This is a genomic window from Lacticaseibacillus salsurivasis, from assembly GCF_036246225.1.
GTDB classification, from domain to species: Bacteria; Bacillota; Bacilli; order Lactobacillales; family Lactobacillaceae; genus Lacticaseibacillus; species Lacticaseibacillus salsurivasis.
Genome location: NZ_BTTP01000002.1, coordinates 45,583 through 67,124 on the forward strand (window position 1 = coordinate 45,583; position 21,542 = coordinate 67,124).

The window sequence follows — 21,542 nt, forward strand, 5'->3', positions numbered from 1 at the left end:
CAATGACCACTACACTAAGGTCATTGCTTTTTTAATGCAGAAAGAAGGATCCCAGATGAAAGCTTTCTTCGCAAAACCGAGCGTGAGATTCGTCGCCAAAACGCTGTTTTACACCGTGATCATTCTGATTTTGGTCTACTTATACAGCTATCGCGGCGTCGCTGGTGGCCATTTTATTTACAACGAATTCTAGGAGGCACTCATGAAAACAATCGTGCAACAAATCGATGATATTGCGCTGGTACATCCCGACTGGCTGGCGCTGACGGTCTTGACCGATCATTATACTTACGGTGAACTGAAAGCCGCCTCTGATGGCATTGCCGCCGCGCTTTTAGCCAGTGCCTTACCTGCCGGCCCAGTGCTGGTGTACTGCGACCAAAGCTTTGCCACCATCGCGGCATTTTTAGGCGTCGTCAAAGCCGGCCGCGCCTACATTCCGGTGGATACCCATTCGCCGCAAGACCGCCTGCTGATGATTGAAGCCATCGCTGAACCAGCCGTGGTGTTGGCCACACAGCCCGTGCCAGTGGCACTGAAGACCCCAGTGAAAACGCCGGGCCAAGTGGCGGAAATGATGACGGTGCCGCTGCCGACGACCCTGCCGACGCCAGCGGCCGATGATAATTTTTATATCATCTTCACTTCCGGCACCACCGGCCAGCCCAAAGGCGTGCAGATTTCCCATGGCAACCTCACCAGCTTTGTGGCCTGGATGGCCAGCTTCAACTTGCCGCGCCAGCCGCGGATGTTGGCGCAAGCGCCATTTTCCTTTGACCTGTCCGTGATGTCGTTGTACCCGACCTTAACCGCAGGGGGTTGCCTGCAGATTTTACCGCGTGAAGCGACCGAGAATTTGAAGCAGCTGTTTGAAACGCTGCCGCAGCTGCCGGTGGATGTGTGGGTGTCCACGCCGAGTTTCATCGATATTTGCCTGCTAGATCAGACCTTTGATGCGGCCCATTATCCGGCGCTGAAGCAACTGTTCTTCTGCGGCGAAGAACTGACCCATGCCACCGCGGCCAAATTGCGCCAACGGTTCCCGAAGGCCCAGGTGTTTAACACCTATGGTCCGACTGAAGCCACAGTGGCGGTGACGGCGATTGAAATCACGGATCAAGTGTTGGCCGACCATGATCGCTTGCCAATCGGTTATGCCAAACCGGATACCACCATCACCTTAGTGCCAGGTTCCGAGCGTGAAGCCGACAATCACCAAAGCGGGGAGCTGGAGCTGATTGGGCCAAGCGTGTCCAAAGGCTATCTCAACCGCCCAGAAAAAACTGCTGCGGCCTTTACCGCCGGCGCTGTGCGCGGCTATAAAACCGGCGACCTCGGCTACATTACCGAAGACGGCTTGATTTTCTATCAAGGCCGTACCGATTTTCAAATCAAGCTCAATGGCTACCGCATTGAGTTGGAAGAAGTGGACCACTACCTCAACCAGGCGCCAATGATTCACCAAGCCGTGGCAGTGCCGAAATACAACGCCGAACATAAGGTTGCGCAACTGCTGGCCTATGTCGTGCCAGAAGCGCCAGCCGAATCCGGGTTGGCCTTGACCAAAGCCATTCGCGTGTACTTGCAAGGCGTGATGATGCCTTACATGGTGCCACAACGCTTCATTTACCGCGATGAGCTGCCACTGACCCAAAATGGTAAGGTGGCGGTCAAAGCGCTGATTGCTGAGGTCAATGGCCAATGATCAATTTACAACCTTATGCCGACCCCAAATACTTTGTCCTGTTGCTGGTGGCGTTGTTGCCACTGATGATTGGCCTGTATTACGGGCACCGGCTGCGCATTTATGAAACCATCGTCTCGGCGGCGTTCATCACCCTGATGTTCACCGGCGCCAAGTGGCAGCAGGGCGTGGCCCTGATCGCTTACGTGGTGTATCAGCTGCTGCTGGTCGCTGGCTACGCGCGGTATCGCCAAACCAAAAACACGACCCCGGTGTTTGTTTCAGTGGTGGCCTTGAGCATTTTGCCGTTGGTCATTGTCAAAGTGACGCCGGCGCTTGGTCCCAATCAATCGCTGCTGGGGTTCTTGGGAATTTCCTATCTGACCTTTAAAGCCGTGCAAGTGCTGATGGAACTGCGCGACGGCACCATCAAACAGCTGTCGCTGGGAATGTTCCTGCGCTTTATGTTGTTCATGCCGGTGATTTCCTCTGGCCCGATCGACCGCTACCGGCGCTTCGCCCAAGAGTATGAGCAGGTGCCGACTCAAAGTGACTATGTGGCCATGCTGGAACGCGCCGTGTGGTACCTGTTTCTCGGCTTCTTCTACAAGTTCATTCTTGGCTATGTCTTTGGCACCTTATGGCTCCCGCGCCTGGCGCAAGCCGCCTTGGTGCACCGCGGCTGGCTCGGGCTCAGCCCGGCCCTAGGCTTATACATGTACGATTACGCCATGTATCTGTTCTTCGACTTTGCCGGCTACAGCCTGTTCGCCGTCGCGCTGTCCTTAGTGATGGGCATCAACACACCCATGAACTTTAACCGGCCGTTTCAGGCGCACAACATCAAGGACTTCTGGAACCGGTGGCACATGACCCTGTCATTTTGGTTCCGCGATTTCATCTTCATGCGCGTCACCTTTTTCATCATGAAACATAAACTGATCAAAAACCGCATTCGCATCTCGCAAGTCGCGTACCTGATCAACTTCCTGGTGATGGGCTTCTGGCACGGTGTCACTTGGTATTACATCGTCTACGGCCTGTTTCACGCCGGGGCCATCATCATCAACGACTACTGGCTCCGCTTCAAAAAGAAGCACCGCAAACAACTACCCCACAACCGCTGGACTGAAGCGCTGGCCATCTTCATCACCTTCAACGTCGTCTGCTTCAGCTTCCTCATCTTCTCAGGGTTTTTGGATACGCTGTGGTTTAAGTAAATTAAGCTCAATGTAAAATCTATGATCCAAGTGCCACCTGTTTCTGTTAAGGAGCTGGTTTGGGTGCTGGCGGCTGGAGCGGTGGGACACTGCGGCTGTGAACCGCAGGGCGACCGCAAGACTGCGCCTTTTGCAGGCTTGCCAGAGCCATGCGCGGCAACGATTGAGACGCAAGGGCGCGAAGCGACTGCGGCTCAATCGTTAGGTCCGAGACCGCTTTTCGGCTCGGACCGGCCGCACCGCCAGCAGCGACCCACCGCGGAGGTCGCCGGCACCCAAACCAGCGGGCAATCACACAAACAAAGGAGAAAATAACATGGATACAAAAGAAACTGTTTTGGCAATTCTGAACGACTTAACCGGCGAGGACTTCGCCGCTAACTTGGATGAAAACCTCTTCGACAGTGGCCTGCTCGACTCAATGGACACCGTGCAACTTCTGCTGGAACTGCAATCCCAGCTCGGCGTGGACGTCCCTGTTTCTGAATTCGATCGCAGCCAGTGGGACACCCCAGCGAAAATCATTGCCAAAGCGAGCGCAACGGCATGAAAAAACGACTCTGGCAAATTTTCGGGCCGGTCGTGCTAGCGGCTTTGATTGTGCTGGGGTTGCTGCTGGCGCCGCTACCAAATCAGAAATTAAGTGTTCAGCGGCTGCACGCCGACGCCGTCTCACTGTCGCCAACCGTTCTCGGCGGCCAGCGCATCAAACACCAGGCCCTGACCAAAAACTACGTGCCTTTTTACGGCTCGTCAGAGCTGGCGCGGATGGATCCGTTCCATCCTTCGGTTTTAGCGGCCAAGTATCACCGGTCGTATCAACCGCTGTTGCTGGGTGATCCGGGGACCCAGTCGCTGGTGCACTTTGTCGATGAGCAAACCATGATGCCCCAGCTTCATGGTAAGCGGGCGGTGTTCATCGTCTCGATGCAGTGGTTCACCAAACAAGGTCAGATTCCGGCCGCCTTTGATCAGTATTACTCCCCGCTGCAACTTGCCACTTGGCTCCTTAAGGCCGGCCGCGGCGAAGCGGATCGTTATGCCGCTCGCCGCCTGCTCGCCATGGGGGCCCCAGCCAAAAGTATCGTGATGCGCGATGCGCTATATCGTATTGCTGCTGGTCAGCGCCTGACCAAGCCGCAACGCGTGGGGCTGCAAGCCGAACTGCAAGCCTTGAAGAATGAGGACAATCTCTTCAGCACCTTGTCGATTTCCCCGCGCTGGCAAGAGATTGAACGCGGCATGCGGCAACTGCCAGCTACGGATGACCCCGCAGCGCTCAGCACGCTAGCCACGCAAATCGGTAAGGCGCGCACCACCTCGAACAACATGGGCATCGACAATGACTTTTTCAATAAGCGGCTCAAAGGCAAACGGCTCAAGCAACTGGCTGGCAGCCAGCGCGGCTTTGATTACCGCGTCAGTCCCGAATACGGCGACTTCCAGCTGCTGCTCCAGCAGTTTGCCAAGGCCAACATGAACGTGCAATTCATTATTCCGCCGATCAACCAAAAATGGGCTCGCTACACTGGCCTGTCGATGCCGGAATATGAAGAAGCGGTGGGTAAACTCAAGTATCAGCTCGCCGAACAAGGCTTCGATAAGGTGCTGGATCTGAGTCAAAAAGGGAGCCAGCCCTACTTCATGCAAGACACCATTCATTTGGGCTGGCAAGGCTGGCTGGCCGTTGATCACGTGGTCAAACCGTTTTTGACGACGCCGCAACTGGCCCCGCATTACCAACTTGATGACTATTTCTACACCAAGGCCTGGGCGCAGACGAAGACAGTGGGGTGAGCACATGCGTTACGCACAAAATAACCGCACTCGTGTTCACCGCCGGCTGGCTTTGCTGGGCATTGTGGCCGCGCTGAGTTTGGGCTTAGGCTTTAGCTTGGGCCGCTGGACGGCCCCTAAAACACCAGCGCAAACGAAGACAGTGGTGGTGAAGGCCAAAGCCAAGCCAGCCAAAAAAGCCGGCAGCTCGCTGCCACGCGCCATCGACAACACCATGCAGGAAGCCCTAGAACGGCCGCTGGCGCAGCAGCATTTTTCCGGCACTGCTTTGATGGTCAAGCATAACCGTATTGTGGCTGAATATAGTGCTGGCTATGCCAATGCCGCGCGCAAGCGCCTGAACACCGCCGATACCATGTTTCAAATCGACTCGCTGCAAAAAAGTCTAACTGCAGGTCTGGTGATGCAGCAAATGGTGCTCGGTAAGCTGGCACTGACCACGCCAGTCGGCCAATTTTACTCGCGCTTGCAAGGCCAGCCGACGCTGACCGTGGCGCATCTGCTGCACATGAACGCTGGGCTGAGCACGCCGCATACCTTGGTGCCCAAATATCAAAGTGATGCGCAGCTGGTGGCCTATGACGCGGCGCATTTGACCGTGCGGCCCAAGACCCTTGGCCAATATGCCTATATGCCGGTGAATTATGTGCTGCTGGCGGGCATTCTCGAACAGGTCACCCAGCAAGATTACCAGCAACTGTTCATGGGCCTGTACCGCGACCGGCTGGCGCTGAAACACACCGCGATGGCCTACGACTTGTCTGCTACCCAGCCGGTTGCGACCGGCTATTCGCTGAAAGGCAATAACCTGTATGCTGAGCCGCAGTTCGTCTCGAAGGACACGATGCATGCTGAACTCGGCACTGGCCAGGTGTATATGAGCGCCACAGATCTCTTCCGCGCCGAGCAGGCTTTGGTCTCGGGCAAGCTGCTTGGGGTCACGCCGGCTGCGCTGTACCCAGCTGGCCAACATTACGGCGGCGGGTTCTATCTGAATGAGCCACAAGCACTGCATGCCAACGGCTCCGGCTATGGCTTCTTGTCGACGGTGCAGATCAGCCGCGACGGGCAGTCTGGCGTGGTGATTTTAGGCAACGTGCAAGGCCAAAATCGCGCCCGCTTTCTGAACACTGCTACCCAGCTGTGGCAACAATATCTACTATAGTTTTGCCAGCAACCGGTCGCTTCGTGCGGCCGGTTTTGTGGTACAGTAAGCAAAAAGGGGGCGTAAGCGTGAAACAAGTGATTGTCGAAGCGGATGATTTTGGCCTGACGCCAGCGATTACCAAAACCATTTTGGCCTTGCTGGATCAGGGCGTGGTAACAGCAACGAATTGCATGCCCACCATGCCAGGGTTTCAGGACTCGATGCAACTAGCCGAGGCGGCTGGCCGCAAGCAGATGGGCATTCATCTGATTATCGACCGCCATTTGCCGGCGAGTTCGCCGGAGCAGATTGCCTCACTGGTGGATGAGCGCGGCTACTTGTTGTCATTTGATCAATTCACGGCTCGGCTGGCGATAGGTGAAATCAACCTCGGTGAACTAGCCAGCGAACTGCGCCAGCAAATCAAGCTGGCGCAGCGTTTCGGGATTACGATTGATCACATCACCACCCACAAGAACTTCGAGTTGCTCAGTCCGGCGGTGTTTGACGTGGTATCGCAGCTGGCCCAGGAAACAGGTCTGCCGCTGCGGCACAACCTGGTTGCTGGCGAGCAGCCCAAGCTCTGGGGAATGCTGAAGACGCGGTCAATCCCGGCGCCTACACAGACGCTAGGGTTGCGGCACAACGCTGATGATTTAACCACCGTGGCCGCTGCCATCAAGGCGCTACCGGAAGCTGGTACGTTGGCTTTGATTACCCATCCGGGCACGCCGAGCTCGCTACTGGCCCAGCGTAGCTCGTTGAATGAAGACCGGGCGCTTGATCGTGAATGGCTGGTTGACCCCTGGCAGGCATACGTAGCGGCGCATACAGACGTCAAAATTAGTGGCTACCAGCGGCTTTAGTTCAGTCGATAACGAGCCAATCACGCTGGGGTCACGCTGACGCCTCGGCACAGGGATGCGCAGCAAAATAAAATGACCAACCTTGCGAATCCGCGAGGTTGGTCATTTTGGCTTTAGTGGCTGGCGATAATGCCCTTAGCGCGCGCCACTTCTTTTTCAACGTTGACCACCGCGGTGCCACCGAGGCTGGTGCGGCGGTTCACAGCGGCTTCCGAGGTGAGTTCGGCATAAACATCTGCTTCGATCTGCGGCGCGGCGGCTTGCAGTTCGCTCAGCGGCATGTCTTGCAAACTCTGGTGGGTCTGGATGCCATGGAGCACGAGCTGGCCGACGATACCGTGCGCCTGCCGGAACGGCACGCCTTTAGTGGCGAGGTAATCGGCCAATTCGGTGGCGTTGGAGAAATCATTGGTCGTGGCGTCATGCATCCGCTCTTTGTGCACGGTGATCGACTCCAGCATGCCAGTGAAAATATGGAGCGAGCCGAGAATGGTGGTATAAGCATCAAACACCGGCTCTTTGTCTTCCTGCATGTCCTTGTTGTAGGCCAAGGGCAGGCTCTTCATGGTGGTCAACAGTCCCATCAAGGCACCGTAGACCCGGCCGGTTTTACCGCGCACGAGCTCGGCAAAGTCGGCGTTTTTCTTTTGCGGCATGATGGAGCTACCAGTGGCAAAAGTATCGGCCATTTCGATGTAGTTGAATTCATAGGTGCACCACAGAATGAGCTCTTCGGCCAGCCGGCTCAAATGCTGCATCAAAATTGCGGCGTTGCTGAGAAATTCCAGCGCAAAATCACGGTCCGACACGGCATCTAAACTGTTGTGATAAACGGCGTCAAAATCGAGACTTGCCGCCACCGCTTCGCGGTCAATTGGAAAGGTCGTGCCGGCCAGGGCGGCGGCGCCTAGCGGCAACATGTCGGTGTGCTTTTGGTTGAATTCAAAGCGTTCATAATCGCGCTGCAGCATTTCAAAATACGCCAGCAGATAGTGACCATACGTGATGGGCTGGGCGTGCTGCATGTGGGTGTAACCCGGCATAATGGTGCCGGCATTTTCCTCAGCTTTTTCCACCAGCACCATTTGCAGGTCGCTGATGGCGGCCATGATTTCCGGCAGGCGGTTTTTCAGCCAGAGGTGAAAATCCGTGGCGACCTGGTCGTTGCGCGAGCGCGCCGTGTGCAGCTTACCTGCCACCGGCCCAATTAAATTCGTCAGCAGGCTTTCCATGTTCAAATGAATGTCTTCGTTTTCGACGGTGAAGTGCAGTTCACCGTTTTCCAGCTTGGTCATGAGGGTCTTCAAACCCGCTTCAATCGTGGCCGCGTCAGCTTTTGGGATGATGGCTTGAGCGCCAAGCATTTTGACGTGGGCGATGGAAGCGGTGAGGTCCTCTTTGGCCATTTGCTGGTCAAAGCTGATGGAGGCGCCAAAGGTATCCACCCATTTGGCGGCTTTGGCGGTGAACCGGCCGCCCCAGAGTTTGTCGGTCATTATTTTTCCTCCGGTTTCTGTGAGTGCACGTGATTAACTTCTTCAAACACCGTACCCGGCAGCGTCCACAGCTTGATAAAGCCAGCGGCGGCTTCCTGATCGAAGGTATCAGCCGAGGTGTAAGTGGCCAGGTTCTCATCGTAAAGCGAGTTCGTGTCGGACTTGCGGGCGACTGGGGTGGCGTTGCCTTTGTACAGCTTCATTTTCACCACACCGTTGACGACAGTTTGCGTGTGGTCAACAAAGGCCATCAGCGCGTCAAACAGCGGGGTGATCCACTTGGCTTCGTAGATCATGGTGGCGAGCTGCTGTTCAATCAGTGGTTTGTAATGGGCCACGTCGCGTTCCAAGGTCAGGTTTTCCAGCTCGTGGTGCGCCGCCATGATCACTGCCGCGGCTGGCGCTTCGTAAACTTCGCGGGACTTGATGCCGACCATGCGGTTTTCGATTTTATCGATGCGGCCGATGCCGTTTTCGCCGGCCAGCTTGTTCAGGTGCTTGATCAAATCAGCGAGTTTCATCGCTTCGCCGTCAATCGCCACCGGCAGGCCTTGCTTGAAGGTCAAATCGATGAAGACTGGCTGATCTGGCGCTTCTTCTGGGGCGACGCTCATCGCCCACGCGTCAGCTGGCGCTTGGTTCCACGGGTTTTCCAGAATGCCGGCTTCGTTAGCGCGGCCCCAGAGGTTGGCGTCGATGGAGTAAGGCGACTTTTTGCCAATCGGCACGGGAACGTTGTGCTCCTTGGCGTAGTCGATTTCTTCTTCCCGGGACCAGTGAAAATCGCGAATCGGGTCTTCGATTTTCAGCTGCGGATCCAAGGCGTGAATGGCCGCCTCGAAGCGCACCTGATCGTTGCCTTTCCCGGTGGAGCCATGGGCAATGGCCACGGCGCCGTGCTCATGGGCAATTTGCACCAAGTGGTCGATGATCAGCGGCCGCGACAAGGCGGAAACCAGCGGGTAGTCGCCTTCATACAAGGCATTGGCTTTGATCACAGGCGCCACGTAGGTATCGGCAAATTCGTCCTGGGCATCGATGGCGTAGCTTTCAATCGCACCGACCTGCAGGGCCTTTTTTTGAATGAAAGCCATGTCCGCGTTGGGCTGGCCGACATTCAGGCACACGGCGATAACGTCGTAGCCGCGGTCTTGGAGCCATGGAATGGCCACCGAAGTATCCAAGCCGCCTGAATATGCCAATACAATTTTGTCTGTCATCAATAATTCCTCCTAAATTGGTTCAGTTAACATTTTAATTATATTTCCAGTGTAACGCACCAAAAGGCCGGCTCGTGCCCGCCTTTTGTCACCATGCTAGTTCATCCGCCGTTCCACGACCCCGAGCAACCGGCTCAGGATGAAGGTCATGGCGAAGTAGATCAAAGCCACAATCATCATTGGGAAGAACGGTTCAAACGATGCGCCTTGCACCGTGGTCCCTTCAAACATCAATTCCGTCGCGCCAATCACGGACAGCACCGAACTTTCCTTGATGTCGGTGACGAATTCATTCCCCAGCGCCGGCCAGATGTTCTTGATGGCTTGCGGTAGCACCACGAAGCGGGTGGTTTCGCTACCAGACAGGCCCAAGGAACGCGCCGCTTCGGTTTGGCCGATCGGCACGGAGTTCAAGCCGGAGCGAATGATTTCAGCAACATAAGCACCAGAGTTGATGCCCATCGCGATGGCCCCGGCGACGAAAGCGGAGAGGTTCAGCCCCAACACCTGCGTCCCGAAGAACACGATGAAGGCTTGCACCATCAAAGGCGTGCCGCGGATGAATTCCACGTAGATCACCGCGATGGCTTTCAAAATCCAAACCTTGCTGCGGCGCATCAAGGCAAGCAGCGTGCCTAGCACCGTCCCGGCGATAACCGTTAACAGCGCGAAGACCAAGGTGTTAACGGCCCCTTTGATAAAGAAGCTGCCGTATTTCTGCCAGAAGCTATTGCTTTGGTTTTGCAGGGTGTAGGCTTCGTCCATGTACTTGGACCAGAGGCCTTGCTTTTGCATGTCCTTGATACTCTTGTTCACGGCGCTGGTCAAGCCGCTGTTGCCTTTGGCGATGGCGACCACGGTAGGCGCCTTCCCAGTGGCGAACTTAGGATCGATGATTTTCAGCGCTTGGTTCTTTTGGACATAGGCCCCGGCGACCACGTTGGACATGACCCCGGCGTTGATTTTGCCATATTGGACCTGGGCAATCACGTCGTTCGCTTTTTCCAGGCTGACAATCTTGGCATCAGGCAGCTCAGCTTTGGCGATTTGTTCCTGCGTCGACTGCTTTTGGGCACCGACCTTCACGCCCTCGAAATCTGCAATGTTTTTGTACTTGCTGGCATCCTTTTTCTGGATGACCATGATTTGCTTTTCATAGGTGTAAGGCTTGGAAAAATCGACCTGCTTGCGTCGTTCTGGGGTGTCGGACATCCCAGAAATGACCATGTCGACTTTGCCGGTCTTCAAGGCGCCAATCAGCGCATCAAAGCCCATTTCCTTAATCTGTAATTTCACGCCCATATCCTTGGCGATTTTCTTCGCTAGGGAAATGTCGGCGCCGACGATTTTGTCATTGCCATCGACGGTCGCATGAAATTCCATCGGGGCGTAATCTGCTGACACCCCAAGAATGATGTAACCCCGTTTTTTGATGGCCGCCGGCGTACTGTCATTTGTTGCCGCTTGGACCGTTTGGGTCGAGGCCGTGGCCACGCCGCCACCGATGAATAAGATGGCGATGAGACTGAGGACCCACCGATAAAATTTATGCATAACCTGCCAACCCCTCAAGATGAATTTTATATGAATATATACCCATTTGGGAAAATATGCAAGAAAAATTCAAGAATATGCAAAAAATATTCACTAGGACAGGTTACCAATCTCATCGCGAGCATTGTCGACGGCAACGGATGCGTCAGAACACCACGTATGTTAGGGTTAAGCCAATAGTGAAACAAGAACCACTACTGTAGGGCGGGCCGGCCGGAGCGGCAAGGGGCTCAGTGGTGAAATTGTTCTTAGCCGGTGGCTTCCGGTTTAGAACAAGCCGCGACTTTGAGACTCGCAGAGGCTCAAAGCGCTGGCCACCACGTTCCAGCCCCTTGCTGCGGAGGCTGGCCTGTCCGGGCCCGGACAGGCTGAGCAATACAGTTGCGCTCCGCGGGGCAACGGATGAGCGTCTAGCTACGCTCACCGCCTCGAAGCAAAAACCGGCTTCAATGCGGTGAGCTAGGCTAGCCGTCATCCTAAATGCGCCGCGCTCCGCAGCCTTTTACTGCTTTTTGCCCAACCCGTGAGAAACCGTTATAATAGAAACAACGCAACTGGAGAGTATTGGAGGCCAATGATGGCAAAAAAAATCCTTGTGGTTGACGATGAGAAACCAATCTCTGATATCGTCAAATTTAATTTGAGTAAAGAAGGCTACGATGTGGTCACCGCGTACGACGGTGAAGAAGCGCTAGCCAAAGTAAACGAAGAAAATCCCGATCTAATCTTACTGGACTTAATGCTACCGAAAATCGATGGGCTGGAAGTCGCCCGTCAAGTGCGCAAAGACCATGACACACCGATTATCATGCTGACGGCTAAGGACTCCGAAATCGATAAAGTCCTAGGGCTGGAAATGGGCGCTGATGATTACGTCACCAAGCCATTTTCTAACCGCGAGCTGGTAGCCCGGGTCAAGGCTAATTTGCGGCGCAGCGGCGCCAGCATGCAGCAGCAGGAGCAAGATGATGACAACAAGGAGCTGACCGTCGGCGACTTGACCATCCATCCTGATGCTTACACGGTCACTAAGCGCGGCGATAAAATCGAGCTGACGCACCGTGAATTTGAGCTGCTGCATTACTTGGCGCAACACCTGGGCCAAGTGATGACGCGGGAACACTTGCTGCAAACGGTCTGGGGCTATGATTACTTCGGCGATGTGCGGACCGTTGATGTGACTGTGCGGCGGTTGCGGGAAAAAATCGAAGACAATGCTTCGCATCCGGAATGGCTGATCACCCGGCGTGGGGTGGGGTATTACCTGAAGAACCCAGACGCGGAATAAGGGCATGAAGGCGCGCAGCCTGTAGTTGTGCTGGTCGACCTTCGAGGCCTTCATAGTTGCGCTCCGGCTAAGTGCGGTCGACCTACGCAGCCTGTAGTTGCGCTCCGGTCGGCAACGCGGGACTGTCTAGCTACGTCCAGCACCTCGAAGCCAAAGGACGGCTTCAATGCGCTGGACTAGGCTAGCCATCCCGCTAAGTGCGCCCGCCTTCGCAGCCTTCATAGTTGCGCTCCGGTCGGCAACGCTCGAGCGCTTAGCTACGCTTCAAGCCTCACCGGCAAAAAGCGCCGGTAATGCTCGAAGCTAGGCTAATCGTCGAGTTAAGCCCGCCGACCTTCGCAGCCTTCATTTGGAGATTTTCATGAATAAGAAGATCAAGTTCTTTCAATCGATCAACTTCAAAATCGCGCTGGTGTTTATTCTGCTGTTGTTAGTGACGGTGGAAATCATTGGCGCGTATTTTGTGAAGTCGCTTGAGCAGCAGAATATTGATACGTTCAAGACCAGCATTAACTTGGATCCTTATTTGCAGGATAAGTTGGCCACGGATTTGATGCGCACCGATACTGACGATGCGAATGGATCGATGAAGTCCACGATTTCCCAAGCTGATATTGCCAATACCGCGACGATTGTGGTGGTAGACGCTAAGGGCACGGTGCGGGCGAATTCCAACGTGAATGCCCAAGGCGATGTCGGCACCAAGTCAGCGAATAACAACATCAAAAATGTGCTGTATAATGGTCAGATTTTTGAGGGCTATGAATATGCCTCGAATACTGGCTCGATGTATACCCGCATTATCCCGATTAAAAACCCGAGTGCTACCGGTGAAGGGAACGCCGTCATTGGGGCAGTCTCGGTGACGGCTTCAATGGAGACGGTGTATCACAATATCAATCAGATCGTCCGCATTTTCCTGATTGCCAGTTTAGTCGCAGGGATGCTGGGGGTCATTATTTCGATTGTCATTAGTCGCGCCATCACGCGGCCGATCGAAGAAATGAAAAAGCAGGCAATCCGCATGGCACGCGGCGATTATTCCGGCCAAGTCCGGATTTACGGGCAAGATGAACTGGGCCAGCTGGCAGTGGCAGTTAACAACTTGTCGGTGCGGGTTGAGGAGGCCCAGGAGGCCAGTGAGGCGGAGCGGCGCCGGTTGGATTCGGTGCTGGCCCACATGACCGATGGCGTTATCGCCACCGATCGGCGCGGCAATGTCATCATCATCAATGAAACGGCGCTGGATTTCCTGAACACCAAGAACGAAGACGTGATTGGTGTTTCGATTTTGCGCCTGCTCAACATTGAAAAAGACTACACGCTACGCGACTTGCTCGAAAATCAAAAAGAACTCCTGCTTGATTTCTCCCAGCAGCTCAATCATGAGCTGATTTTACGTGTGGACTTTAGTCTGATTCAGCGGGAAACCGGGTTTATTTCCGGGTTGGTGGCCGTGCTCCATGATGTCACGGAACAGCAAAAAGACGAGCGCGAGCGCCGGGAATTCGTGTCGAATGTCTCGCATGAATTGCGGACGCCGTTGACCTCCATGCGTTCTTACATTGAGGCGCTGAGCGACGGCGCTTGGCAGGATCCCGAGATTGCACCGCAGTTTTTGAAGGTGACGCAGGATGAAACGGACCGCATGATTCGCATGATCAATGACCTGCTGTCGCTGTCACGGATGGATTCTGGCACCAGCAAAATTGAACTGGAATACGTGAACTTGAATGAGTTCTTCAACTACATTCTTGACCGGTTCGATATGATGCTGAAAACCGATAACGAGCAGGCCGGCAAGGATAATAACCAGAGCCTGCCAGCCCATGCCACGCACAAGCAGTATTCGATTCGCCGTGAAATTACCAAGCGCGACTTGTGGGTGGAAATCGATCAGGACAAGTTTATGCAAGTGATCGACAATATTATGAATAATGCGATCAAGTATAGTCCAGATGGCGGCGTCATTTCCGCGCGGTTGCTGGAAACACATAACCATGTCATTCTGTCGATTTCTGACCAAGGCTTGGGCATTCCGCGCCAAGATATCAATAAAGTCTTCGACCGCTTCTACCGCGTCGACAAGGCGCGCTCGCGGCAGCAAGGTGGCACCGGGCTGGGGCTGGCCATTTCCAAGGAAGTCATCGAAGCGCTGGGCGGCCGCATCTGGGTCGATTCGCAAGAAGGCAAGGGCAGTACCTTCTACATTTCACTGCCTTACCAACCGCTAGATGAAGACGGAGGTGATTGGGATGAAGCTTAGTGGCTGGATTTTACGCGTCAGTTTAATGACGATGGTGGCCCTGAGTCTGATTTTCACTTGGCTCATTTGGCAAAATCCCTCTCGCCTCGGCCGTCAAGAATCATCGGCCACGGTCAAAACCGCGCCGGACACCGCGGTGGGCAAGCAGACCGAGTATCTGATGATGCCGACCACAGCGTATGCGGTGGAATCAGGCCAAAAACAATTGCTGTTTAAGCCCGATACAGCAGTAACTGGCCAGCTGCACAAAGCCCTGCGCAACTGGCGCATTGTCAAAGTCGGCGCGAAGGCAACCTTAAGCGGTGCGGCCTACACCGCGCTGCTCCAGACGGATCAGACACTGCAGCTGAAATATGCTGGGCCGATTAGCTTTAAGCTGTTCGACACGCGCTATTTCAAACATCAAGCAGTGAACACCCCAGCTGATTTCCAGTTTGACCGGCTGCTGATTCACCTCGCAGACAAAACGCCGAAGCTGACCCTGTTGAATGACGAAACGCACACTAAACGCGAAGTCACCTTGAAAAACGCCAGTGCCACGCAAGTGAATGAAGTGCTGGCCAGTGTCAAAGCGACCAGTTTACCCGTCACGGAAAAGAAGCTGAACGGGAAATGGATCACCGCCTTTGACCAGAGTATCGCCGTGACGCCGTATGCCTTTTTACTTGATCAGCAGAACGCCAACCATTTCGTTTCGTTACTGATGCCAAGTTCGCAAGGTAACACTGTGGACTCGCGAGAAATTGGCAATGAAGTCATTTACACGCTGAATGACCGGTACCGCATGACGCTGAACGATGACGACGATGTGGTGCAGTATGAAGACAGCAGCGGTGCGACGAAGACAAAGCAGTTGACCGCGACCCTGCAAGCAGGGTATAAAGCCATTACCAAGTTGAACTTGCAAGGCGTTAATACCATGCATTACGCGGGTTATGACAAAACCGATCATACGGTGACCTTCCGCTCTTATGCGCAAGGCCTGCCGATTTTCAATGATGCTTATAATGGCACCGTCGAAGTCACCAACTCCAGCAACGGCTTAGCCATGACCTTCTCATTGAATAATCTAACCGTCGCGATTCCGACGAAGCAGGCGGCAGTATCCCTGCCGAGCACTGCGGATGTCCTGGCCCAGTTGGATCACGCAGGTTATAGTGAAACGTCAGTGCAAGATATTCAACTTGGCTACTATTGGCAGCCGCAAAAGGACAACAGCCAGGTGGTGGATTTGACGCCCACGTATTTCGTCAAAATCAACAATGAGTACAAACGCTATACCGAATGGCTGCTGCCAAGCAATGCCGCCCAGATCAACCGGGCAGCGACTCAAATCGTGCAATAGAAAGGAGGGGTGAAGGATGGACTTTAGACGCATCGAAACCATTTTTCTAATTGTGTTCGTGGCGCTGAATATCTTTTTAGGGATGACGTTCTTCCAAAACCAGCAGGTGGATTTGGCCACGGCGGGAGATGCAACTTCTGAAGTGCTGCAAGACATCAAGCGCGACGACATCAAATTACCAAAGCTTAGCGCCGCAACGCGCGAAGGCAGCTATCTGGCTAGCACCAACGCCTCGACCCTCCAAGCTGATGCGGCGCCGCTGGCTGGCCAAAGTTTGCGCTTCTCCAAGACTGATGGCACCACGCTCACAGCGACCTTGCAAAATCCGCTGACGGTGAAGAGCAACGTGGCTAACCGGCTCAAACGTTGGGTGACGGAAGGCAACGTCATCCATGGCGAAGTCTATGTCTACGCCCCGCAACTTTCCAGCGCCAGTGCTTACGTCTTCGCGCAGAAAATCGGGGGCCATTTGTTCTATGATGACCGGGCGCAGTTAACGCTGCACGTGGCCAATCACCGCCTGACCGGTTACACCCAAACGTATCTGCCCAGCGCCACGACCCTGCGCGCGAATGTCGCGTTGTGCAGCGCGCAAGATGCCGTCACGACCCTGTACCGGGAAAACGAAATTGCTAACAACAGCACGGTCAAGTGGACGCGCTTAGCCTACACTTACCTCCTAGACGCGAAGGGGAGTACAGTTTATATCCCGGCCTGGTTCGTCGGCATTGAAAGCCAAGGGTCGAAAAATTTGACCGTGAAGAAAGTCAACGCGATTAATAAGACCGTGTTGAAAGCTCGAGTAGCAGACTAGGCTGCGGAGGACGGCCGCACTTAGCCGGATGGGTAGCCTAGCTTAAGGCATTGCCGTCCGCACTTGACGGCGAGGCCTTAAGCGTAGCTAGCCACTCCGGCGTTGGCCGACCGGAGCGCAACTACAATGGTTGCTCTTTAAACCTGGCCTCATTTTGCAGCTTCTATAGTTGCGCTCCGCCGAGCACCGGGGAAGCGTCCAGCTACGCCTGAGACCTCACCGCCAAAACCAGGCGGTAATGCCTCAGGCTAGGCTGGCCGTCCCCCTAAGTGCGCTCGGCTTCGCAGCCTGTAAAGAAAGGTGACTATTTTGACAGAGGATTTTGGGATGCGGGTGTCGGTGCTGGCATCAAGTAGTTCAGGGAACGCTACGTATATCGAAACGCCGCAGCATAAGGTGTTAGTGGATGCGGGGTTGTCGGGCAAAAAGCTGAATGATTTGCTGCATAGTATCGATCGTGATCTCAAAGATATCGATAGTGTGTTTATTACGCATGAACACACCGATCATTGTCGCGGCGTGGGGGTGCTGGCACGGCGGTATCCCCAGCTGACGGTGTATGCTAATGCGCCGACGTTTGCGGCCTTGCCGCGCAGTGTCGGCGAGTTACCACCAGATCAGCTGCGGGTGTTTGATCGCGGGGCGGCATTGGATTTGGGCGACCTCGATGTCGAAAGTTTCGGGGTGTCACATGACGCGGCGGCGGCCCAGTTTTACCAATTTCAGCATGATGGCAAACGGTTTGCAATCGTGACCGATACTGGCTATGTCTCTGACCACATCGAAGGCACCATTCGCGACGCCGACGCCTTGGTGATGGAAACCAATCATGATCTGGAAATGCTGCGCGAAGGGCCTTATCCGTGGTCGCTGAAACAGCGCATTCTGGGCGATTTTGGCCATCTGAGCAATGAGGACGGGGCCAATGCCATCATGGATGTGATTGGGCTGAAAACCAAGCGTATCTACCTGGGGCACTTGTCGCCGCATAACAACATCAAGGCCTTGGCCCATGTGACTGTGGCGAACATGCTCAAAGCGCAAGGCTTGGCGGTGGATCACGACTTCAAAATTTTGGACACCGACCCTGCGATTGCCGATCCGTTGTTCACGGTTGGCGCGTAGGGTGAGTGACACGATAATTACTAGCCTTCTTCATATTTTCGTCATACCCACTTTGTACACTTAAACTATCGAAATAAGCGTGTAGGAGGGTCAGAAATGGATAATCAATCACACGATTTCCAAGAAGAACAACCAACCCCTGACAATCAGCCGAAACCAAAGCGCGGTGGCATCAAGCAACTTGCCATCGTTGCCGTGGTGGCGGCTTTGATCGGGGGCGGCGTTGGTGGCGGGGTCGCCTACTGGGGCCTCAGCCAAAGTAGTAGCGCGGATCTTGGCGTGACGAATACCAGTCAAAAATCTGGCACCACTCAAGTTTCCAATGTTTCAGTGAAGGAAAGTAGCGCTTCGCAAACCGCTTTTGCGAAAGTTGAAAAGGCCGTCGTTTCTGTCATCAATATGCAGAAGTCGCAAAGCACCAGCAGCGGCCTCGATGTTTTTGGTGACATGTTCGGCCAAGATAGTGGCTCATCATCCAGTAATAGTAGTAGTTCAGGTAAGTTAGAAGAAGCCAGTGAAGGTTCCGGGGTCATTTACCAAAAGAAAGACGGTAAAGCCTACATCGTGACGAACAATCACGTGGTCTCTGGTTCCGATGCGCTGGAAGTCATTTTGTCTGATGGCACCAAGGTAACCGCGAAATTAGTCGGGACGGATTCGACTTCCGACTTGGCGGTCCTGTCCATTGATGCCAGCAAGGTCACCACAGTCGCCAGTTTCGGTGACTCCAGCTCGATTGCTGCTGGCCAAACCGTCCTGGCGATTGGGTCGCCGCTGGGCTCGCAATACGCAACCTCAGTGACCCAAGGGATTATTTCCGCCACCAGCCGGACTGTGGATGTGACCGATGAAACCACCGGCCAAACCACTGGCCAAGCAACGGTTATCCAAACCGATGCCGCCATCAACTCCGGGAACTCTGGTGGGCCGCTGATCAACTTGTCCGGGCAGGTCATTGGGATTAACTCGATGAAGCTGTCCGGCACCAGCAACTCAGAAGCGACGATTGAAGGGATGGGCTTTGCCATTCCAAGTAACGAAGTCGTTTCTATCATCAACCAGTTGGTAGAAAAAGGGAAAGTCGTCCGTCCAGCCTTAGGGATTGAAGCCCGGGATCTGTCCTCGGTTTCCGCCTCGCAGCAAAGCTCTTTGTTGAAGGTGCCATCAAGTGTCACCTCAGGGATCGTCGTGGCAGGCTTTACTTCCACCAGTGTGGCCAAGCAAGCAGGGCTTAAGCGCTACGACGTGATTGTCGCCGTTGACGGCACCAGCGTCTCCAGTGTGGCGACGTTGCACACCGCGCTTTACAAGCACGCAGTCGGGGACACCATCAAGTTGACCTACTATCGCGGTAGCGAGAAGAAGACCGTCAGTGTGAAGTTGAGTCAAACCACGGATCAGCTGGACACGTCGAGTTCAAATTAATGATCAATAATGGGAACGGAATGATCCGGTGAAGGTCATTCCGTTTTTTGTTGTCATTGCCAGCAGTTGGTTCTGAATAATCCACGTAGAATTCACCATGCTGCTACCCTCATTCGGAAAGTCCGTTGCATTCGATGATGCGGCGAGCTTTTTACTGTCAAATTCCAGATGTTGGACAGTGGCCACGCCGAAATGTTCAGGATTACTTTGTCAAGTGTGAATTGTGAGTGGGGACAACTGACCCCTTAGCCTGTGGATAAGTCTGTGGATAGTGTTCATAACTTGGATTGTACGTCGTGGATAGTTTTTTGCACAGGGTGTGGATGGCCTGTGGATAAGAAAATTTTCTTGCTCACCAAACACCTGTACGGCCTATTGGAACAGGGTTTTGGACAGGGTAGTTCGTGAAATTGAATTATTGGCTAGTGTGGATAACTCGAAATCAAAAATAATTGACTTGATTTTTCGCGACACGAAATCTGGTGTCAAAAACGAAGGTGAACACAATCACTAGCGGTCAAGTTTTTAACTGTGTGGATAACTGTTGGGGATAGCGTGTGTTTGGGTGTGTATGATCACCTTACTGACTATCGTAAAGTAAGTTAATCTTGACTTTATCTCCGCAACTCCGTAATATAGGAGCTGGAAAGGTTGTGCACAACCTAAAAACCACGAAAGGGTGAGTCAAAATGGAAATCTCAATCAAGCCAGAAGCAAAGACGTACTTAGCAGGGAAGGTCTTACCTAGTGAGCACCTGTTCCTCGCCTTAGATGACGGTAGTAGCAAGTACTCGAAGCTCGGCGGCACCTGTGCCATTGGCAACAAGTTCCAGCTGGTGATCAGTGAAGTGGCCGATGACGACTATGCTGACGCCTTGGCCAATGATGCCGATCTGACCATCACGACTGGTAGTCTGGAGCCGATGTACCTGGGCCATGGCCTCACCCTGGATTATCGCAACGGGGCCCTGAACCTGCGCGATGATAGTGGCGTTTTGGACGGCGCGGTGACCTTAGACCGGGCGCAGCCGCTCAGCGATGAAGAACAAGCTCGGCGTGAAGAAATGAAAGCCTTGGGTGGCAAAATCTGCTAACAGACGCTTAAAAGCACTGCTGCACCGGAACACAACCGGGGCAGCAGTTTTTTTTAGTTTATTTTTAGCACTCTATTGACAAGAGTGCTAAAACGACCGATAATACATTATGTAAACAAGGAACGAACGAAACCTTGTTGAGCTGGATATGAAAGGAAGTCATCAATGATGGCAAATGAACTTATGCGCGATCGCTGGTTGGCTGATCCATTCTCTGATTGGCTGGACGCGGTCCCAACCAGTGACCTACCAACGGATATTGAAGAAACCGCCGATGCTTATATTGCGCGGCTGAATGTTCCTGGGGCCACTAAAGATCAAATTGATTTAAATTATCAAAATCAACAACTGACGGTATCGGTACAACGGCCGGACCCGGCTGATAACCACAATTACTTGGTTCAAGAGCGGCCTCAAGCGGCGACGAAGCGGGCATTTCGGTTGCCGAACGTGGCCGCTAACGCCATTACCGCCGATTTAACGGCTGGGGTTTTGACCATCACGCTGCCGAAGTTGACTCAGGCCGCAGCGGACCATCAGATTCCAATTGCTTAAGCATTTTATTTGAATGTCAAAATGGCGACCTGTTAGCCTTGAATTGTTCCAAAGAAGTACGCGCAGAACAATCAGCGCGACTAGCTCAGATTTTAGAAAGGAAGTTTTGGTTATGGCAAATGACTTGTTGACGCGGAATGACTGGTTGGATGATCCCTTTTTCGATCACTTTGCTCCACGGTTCTTTGACCGCATGATGCCTGATACGAAGGTGTTGAAGACGGACATCAAAGAAACCGACAAGAATTACGTCGCTAAGGTGGATGTACCTGGCATCAAGAAGGACGACATTCACATCAACTACCAAGATAACGTGCTGAACATCAGTGTGAAGAAGGAAGACTTCAACGATCACAGTGATGATAAAGGCAACATCTTGATGAGTGAACGTGGCTATGGCGCGATGAGCCGTAGCTATCGGTTGCCCAACGTTGACGAAGACAACATCAAGGCGGCTTACGACAACGGCGTGTTGACCATTACCTTGCCGAAGCTGACCGAACAGCAACAAGATCCTCATCACATCGAGATTGAATAGACCCCACTATTCTCATCATCGATACCCATTTCCTCCTCCCAAAAAATGAGTCCTGCTTCAGATTGCCCAGTCTGAGGCGGGGCTTTTTTGCGTGAAAGGCGAATTTTG

At 53.8% G+C, this 21,542-nt stretch carries 19 protein-coding genes; 16 read left to right on the top strand and 3 right to left on the bottom strand.

Annotated elements, in window-relative coordinates:
- Nucleotides 1-55 precede the first annotated feature (55 nt).
- The 7 genes from AAA927_RS02490 (at nucleotide 56) to AAA927_RS02520 (ending at nucleotide 6,714) form a co-directional block, all read left to right on the top strand.
- A complete protein-coding gene (locus AAA927_RS02490; protein WP_204118464.1) occupies nucleotides 56-193 on the top strand; it encodes a teichoic acid D-Ala incorporation-associated protein DltX in 138 nt (45 codons plus the stop codon).
- A gap of 9 nt (nucleotides 194-202) precedes the next feature.
- The gene (gene dltA / locus AAA927_RS02495; protein WP_338215405.1) at nucleotides 203-1,705 is read left to right on the top strand and encodes a D-alanine--poly(phosphoribitol) ligase subunit DltA; all 1,503 of its coding nucleotides are present in this window, start codon (nucleotides 203-205) and stop codon (nucleotides 1,703-1,705) included.
- The gene (gene dltB / locus AAA927_RS02500) at nucleotides 1,702-2,904 is read left to right on the top strand and encodes a D-alanyl-lipoteichoic acid biosynthesis protein DltB (protein WP_338215407.1); all 1,203 of its coding nucleotides are present in this window, start codon (nucleotides 1,702-1,704) and stop codon (nucleotides 2,902-2,904) included. Before dltA ends, dltB begins: the two co-directional genes overlap by 4 nt.
- A gap of 316 nt (nucleotides 2,905-3,220) precedes the next feature.
- Nucleotides 3,221-3,454 carry a D-alanine--poly(phosphoribitol) ligase subunit DltC gene (dltC, locus tag AAA927_RS02505; protein WP_338215409.1) on the top strand — a complete coding sequence of 78 codons (234 nt, stop codon included), beginning with the start codon at nucleotides 3,221-3,223 and terminating at the stop codon, nucleotides 3,452-3,454.
- Nucleotides 3,451-4,701 carry a D-alanyl-lipoteichoic acid biosynthesis protein DltD gene (gene dltD, locus AAA927_RS02510; protein ID WP_338215411.1) on the top strand — a complete coding sequence of 417 codons (1,251 nt, stop codon included), beginning with the start codon at nucleotides 3,451-3,453 and terminating at the stop codon, nucleotides 4,699-4,701. The genes dltC and dltD overlap by 4 nt, the downstream gene beginning before the upstream one ends.
- A 4-nt stretch (nucleotides 4,702-4,705) precedes the next feature.
- On the top strand, nucleotides 4,706-5,866 hold the full coding sequence (locus AAA927_RS02515) for a serine hydrolase domain-containing protein (protein WP_338215413.1): 1,161 nt from the start codon (nucleotides 4,706-4,708) through the stop codon (nucleotides 5,864-5,866).
- 68 nt (nucleotides 5,867-5,934) lie between these two features.
- Nucleotides 5,935-6,714 (top strand): carbohydrate deacetylase, encoded by a 780-nt coding sequence (locus AAA927_RS02520; RefSeq protein WP_338215415.1) that lies wholly within the window; start codon nucleotides 5,935-5,937, stop codon nucleotides 6,712-6,714.
- Nucleotides 6,715-6,827: 113 nt separating this feature from the next.
- Here AAA927_RS02520 and argH read toward each other — a convergent pair whose 3' ends face one another.
- From argH to AAA927_RS02535, 3 genes are all read right to left on the bottom strand, one after another.
- A complete protein-coding gene (gene argH, locus AAA927_RS02525; RefSeq protein ID WP_338215417.1) occupies nucleotides 6,828-8,210 on the bottom strand; it encodes an argininosuccinate lyase in 1,383 nt (460 codons plus the stop codon).
- Nucleotides 8,210-9,430: an argininosuccinate synthase gene (locus tag AAA927_RS02530; RefSeq protein WP_338215419.1), complete on the bottom strand. Its 1,221-nt coding sequence runs from the start codon at nucleotides 9,428-9,430 to the stop codon at nucleotides 8,210-8,212. The genes argH and AAA927_RS02530 overlap by 1 nt, the downstream gene beginning before the upstream one ends.
- A 96-nt stretch (nucleotides 9,431-9,526) precedes the next feature.
- Complete coding sequence (locus AAA927_RS02535; protein WP_338215421.1) at nucleotides 9,527-10,984, bottom strand: ABC transporter substrate-binding protein/permease; 1,458 nt, start codon at nucleotides 10,982-10,984, stop codon at nucleotides 9,527-9,529.
- A gap of 577 nt (nucleotides 10,985-11,561) precedes the next feature.
- Here AAA927_RS02535 and yycF point away from each other — a divergent pair.
- The 9 genes from yycF to AAA927_RS02580 all read left to right on the top strand — a co-directional run bounded on the left by yycF (nucleotide 11,562) and on the right by AAA927_RS02580 (nucleotide 21,434).
- The gene (yycF, locus tag AAA927_RS02540; protein ID WP_125579336.1) at nucleotides 11,562-12,272 is read left to right on the top strand and encodes a response regulator YycF; all 711 of its coding nucleotides are present in this window, start codon (nucleotides 11,562-11,564) and stop codon (nucleotides 12,270-12,272) included.
- Between the two features lie 361 nt (nucleotides 12,273-12,633).
- Nucleotides 12,634-14,538, top strand: coding sequence for a cell wall metabolism sensor histidine kinase WalK (gene walK, locus AAA927_RS02545; protein ID WP_125579335.1), 1,905 nt, complete (start codon nucleotides 12,634-12,636; stop codon nucleotides 14,536-14,538).
- Nucleotides 14,528-15,883 carry a YycH family regulatory protein gene (locus AAA927_RS02550; RefSeq protein ID WP_338215425.1) on the top strand — a complete coding sequence of 452 codons (1,356 nt, stop codon included), beginning with the start codon at nucleotides 14,528-14,530 and terminating at the stop codon, nucleotides 15,881-15,883. The genes walK and AAA927_RS02550 overlap by 11 nt, the downstream gene beginning before the upstream one ends.
- Before the next feature lie 16 nt (nucleotides 15,884-15,899).
- Nucleotides 15,900-16,697 carry a two-component system regulatory protein YycI gene (locus AAA927_RS02555; RefSeq protein ID WP_338215426.1) on the top strand — a complete coding sequence of 266 codons (798 nt, stop codon included), beginning with the start codon at nucleotides 15,900-15,902 and terminating at the stop codon, nucleotides 16,695-16,697.
- Between the two features lie 300 nt (nucleotides 16,698-16,997).
- Nucleotides 16,998-17,822: an MBL fold metallo-hydrolase gene (locus AAA927_RS02560; protein WP_125579332.1), complete on the top strand. Its 825-nt coding sequence runs from the start codon at nucleotides 16,998-17,000 to the stop codon at nucleotides 17,820-17,822.
- Nucleotides 17,823-17,918: 96 nt separating this feature from the next.
- Nucleotides 17,919-19,247 (top strand): S1C family serine protease, encoded by a 1,329-nt coding sequence (locus AAA927_RS02565; RefSeq protein ID WP_338215429.1) that lies wholly within the window; start codon nucleotides 17,919-17,921, stop codon nucleotides 19,245-19,247.
- A gap of 689 nt (nucleotides 19,248-19,936) precedes the next feature.
- A complete protein-coding gene (locus tag AAA927_RS02570) occupies nucleotides 19,937-20,341 on the top strand; it encodes an iron-sulfur cluster biosynthesis family protein (RefSeq protein ID WP_338215432.1) in 405 nt (134 codons plus the stop codon).
- Nucleotides 20,342-20,509: 168 nt separating this feature from the next.
- The gene (locus tag AAA927_RS02575; RefSeq protein ID WP_338215433.1) at nucleotides 20,510-20,896 is read left to right on the top strand and encodes an Hsp20/alpha crystallin family protein; all 387 of its coding nucleotides are present in this window, start codon (nucleotides 20,510-20,512) and stop codon (nucleotides 20,894-20,896) included.
- Between the two features lie 112 nt (nucleotides 20,897-21,008).
- Entirely contained in the window at nucleotides 21,009-21,434 is a 426-nt protein-coding gene (locus AAA927_RS02580) for an Hsp20/alpha crystallin family protein (protein WP_125579328.1), read from the top strand.
- Nucleotides 21,435-21,542: the final 108 nt, after the last annotated feature.

What these genes read in the sequence shown, in the direction of transcription:
- AAA927_RS02490 (WP_204118464.1), top strand. Translation starts at nt 56, where the DNA reads ATGAAAGCTTTCTTCGCAAAACCGAGCGTGAGATTCGTCGCCAAAACG.
- dltA (WP_338215405.1), top strand. Translation starts at nt 203, where the DNA reads ATGAAAACAATCGTGCAACAAATCGATGATATTGCGCTGGTACATCCC.
- dltB (WP_338215407.1), top strand. Translation starts at nt 1,702, where the DNA reads ATGATCAATTTACAACCTTATGCCGACCCCAAATACTTTGTCCTGTTG.
- dltC (WP_338215409.1), top strand. Translation starts at nt 3,221, where the DNA reads ATGGATACAAAAGAAACTGTTTTGGCAATTCTGAACGACTTAACCGGC.
- dltD (WP_338215411.1), top strand. Translation starts at nt 3,451, where the DNA reads ATGAAAAAACGACTCTGGCAAATTTTCGGGCCGGTCGTGCTAGCGGCT.
- AAA927_RS02515 (WP_338215413.1), top strand. Translation starts at nt 4,706, where the DNA reads ATGCGTTACGCACAAAATAACCGCACTCGTGTTCACCGCCGGCTGGCT.
- argH (WP_338215417.1), bottom strand. Translation starts at nt 8,210, where the DNA reads ATGACCGACAAACTCTGGGGCGGCCGGTTCACCGCCAAAGCCGCCAAA.
- AAA927_RS02530 (WP_338215419.1), bottom strand. Translation starts at nt 9,430, where the DNA reads ATGACAGACAAAATTGTATTGGCATATTCAGGCGGCTTGGATACTTCG.
- AAA927_RS02535 (WP_338215421.1), bottom strand. Translation starts at nt 10,984, where the DNA reads ATGCATAAATTTTATCGGTGGGTCCTCAGTCTCATCGCCATCTTATTC.
- yycF (WP_125579336.1), top strand. Translation starts at nt 11,562, where the DNA reads ATGGCAAAAAAAATCCTTGTGGTTGACGATGAGAAACCAATCTCTGAT.
- walK (WP_125579335.1), top strand. Translation starts at nt 12,634, where the DNA reads ATGAATAAGAAGATCAAGTTCTTTCAATCGATCAACTTCAAAATCGCG.
- AAA927_RS02550 (WP_338215425.1), top strand. Translation starts at nt 14,528, where the DNA reads ATGAAGCTTAGTGGCTGGATTTTACGCGTCAGTTTAATGACGATGGTG.
- AAA927_RS02555 (WP_338215426.1), top strand. Translation starts at nt 15,900, where the DNA reads ATGGACTTTAGACGCATCGAAACCATTTTTCTAATTGTGTTCGTGGCG.
- AAA927_RS02565 (WP_338215429.1), top strand. Translation starts at nt 17,919, where the DNA reads ATGGATAATCAATCACACGATTTCCAAGAAGAACAACCAACCCCTGAC.
- AAA927_RS02570 (WP_338215432.1), top strand. Translation starts at nt 19,937, where the DNA reads ATGGAAATCTCAATCAAGCCAGAAGCAAAGACGTACTTAGCAGGGAAG.
- AAA927_RS02575 (WP_338215433.1), top strand. Translation starts at nt 20,510, where the DNA reads ATGGCAAATGAACTTATGCGCGATCGCTGGTTGGCTGATCCATTCTCT.
- AAA927_RS02580 (WP_125579328.1), top strand. Translation starts at nt 21,009, where the DNA reads ATGGCAAATGACTTGTTGACGCGGAATGACTGGTTGGATGATCCCTTT.